We start from the raw sequence: 1,879 nt of genomic DNA on the forward strand, positions 1-1,879 counted from the left end.
CGGTGACCTCAACCGCCACTAACGCACTGGGCCTTGGACTGGCGACCACGCTGGTACTGACCATCACCAACAGTGCGATTTCCGCTTCGCGCCGCTGGGTGCCGGGTGAAATTCGTATTCCGATCTACGTAATGATCATCGCCTCGGTGGTGAGCTGCGTGCAGATGCTGATCAACGCCTATGCCTATGGCCTGTATCAGTCGCTGGGCATCTTTATCCCGCTGATCGTCACCAACTGCATTGTGGTGGGACGCGCGGAAGCGGTGGCATCGAAAAGCAGTATTCCCCTCTCCGCGCTGGATGGCTTTGCCATCGGTATGGGCGCAACCTGTGCGATGGTGACGCTGGGTTCGATACGTGAACTGATCGGCAACGGCACGCTGTTTAACGGCGCTGACCAGCTGCTCGGGCCGTGGGCCAAAGCACTGCGTATCGAAGTGGTGCATTTTGATTCGCCGATGCTGCTGGCGATGCTGCCGCCGGGCGCGTTTATCGGCCTCGGCATGCTGCTGGCCGGCAAGTACCTGATCGACCAGAAAATGAAGCAGCGCGCCTTACGTCAGGCTGAGGCTGCTGCTGCCGTGCCGCAGGGTGAAACCGGGAAGGCTGTGTGAATAAGGATAAACGCCTGCAGATCCTCACGCGGCTGCGTGATGCTAATCCCCATCCGACCACCGAACTCAACTTCAGCTCGCCGTTTGAGCTGCTGATCGCTGTGCTGCTGTCGGCGCAGGCGACCGATGTCAGCGTCAACAAAGCCACCGCCCGACTCTATCCGGTAGCCAATACGCCAGCGGCAATGCTGGCTCTCGGGGTGGAAGGCGTAAAAGAGTACATTAAAACCATCGGGCTGTTTAACAGCAAAGCCGAAAACGTCATCAAAACCTGCCGTATCCTGCTGGAGCAGCACGGCGGTACTGTGCCGGAAGATCGCGCGGCGCTGGAAGCCCTGCCCGGGGTCGGGCGTAAAACCGCCAACGTGGTGCTCAACACCGCTTTTGGCTGGCCTACCATTGCCGTAGATACCCACATTTTCCGCGTCAGCAATCGCACCCGCTTTGCGCCGGGTAAAAACGTTGAGGAAGTAGAGCAGAAGCTGCTCAAGGTGGTGCCGACTGAATTTAAGGTTGACTGCCATCACTGGCTGATTCTGCACGGTCGCTACACCTGCGTGGCGCGTAAACCGCGCTGCGGCTCCTGCCTGATTGAAGATTTGTGTGAATTTGCGGAAAAGACCGACTGATCGGTAACGGCGCGACGCTGCGCGCCGTACTCTCAGCAATAATCGTTATCGCGCCGCCTGCAGCCACGCCACCACCAGCGGCGACAGGCGGTTTTGTAACGCGGCGCGTTCTGACTGAAACAGCGTGGCGACAAAGAACGGATGATCGGTCAGCTCTACCCCGCGCACATCCCCCTGCAAATCCCATGAGGTAATGCGGAGATTGCGCGTGGCCAGCGCCTCGCTGAACTCAGCATTAACGCCAAAGTTGCAGTGATAGCCTTCATTACTCTGCAGCGCGCCATAGGCCTGAGCGATACGTGAACCCGGCTCAAACGTCACCTCACCGCGCTGTTCCACCAGCGAGCAGGCCAGCGGCGCAATCACCCAGCGCGCGTCAGGGTCGGTCTCGGCATGGCCAGCATCCTCCCAGCCCAGCACGTCGCGCGCGTACTCCACCACCGCATACTGAAAGCCGGCGCACGAGCCTAAAAAGGGTTTACCGCTTTCGCGCGCCCAGCGAATGACGTCGAACACGCCGGCATCATTCAGGAAGGGACTGCCAGGCACCACCCAGACGGCATCATAGTCGTGCAGACGCGGCAGATCGATTTCCGGCGTGGCGATCCAGTCGGCGGTTACGTCAAGGGAGAGTGT

Annotated in this window: 3 protein-coding genes; 2 read left to right on the forward strand and 1 reads right to left on the reverse strand. The window is 59.8% G+C overall.

Annotated elements, in window-relative coordinates; genetic code table 11:
• Together FT726_RS26990 and nth are read left to right on the forward strand one after the other, a co-directional pair.
• On the forward strand, positions 1–614 hold a 614-nt coding region (locus FT726_RS26990), incomplete at its 5' end, for an electron transport complex subunit E (protein WP_346303821.1).
• Positions 611–1,243: an endonuclease III gene (gene nth / locus FT726_RS26995; RefSeq protein WP_282996921.1), complete on the forward strand. Its 633-nt coding sequence runs from the start codon at positions 611–613 to the stop codon at positions 1,241–1,243. The genes FT726_RS26990 and nth, both read left to right, overlap by 4 nt.
• A gap of 45 nt (positions 1,244–1,288) precedes the next feature.
• Here the strand turns inward: nth and FT726_RS27000 are convergent.
• A partial coding sequence (locus FT726_RS27000) for a glutamine amidotransferase-related protein (protein WP_346303822.1) occupies positions 1,289–1,879 on the reverse strand: 591 nt, incomplete at its 5' end.

The organism is Pantoea sp. Morm (genome assembly GCF_016643525.1).
Classification (GTDB): Bacteria; Pseudomonadota; Gammaproteobacteria; order Enterobacterales; family Enterobacteriaceae; genus Pantoea; species Pantoea dispersa.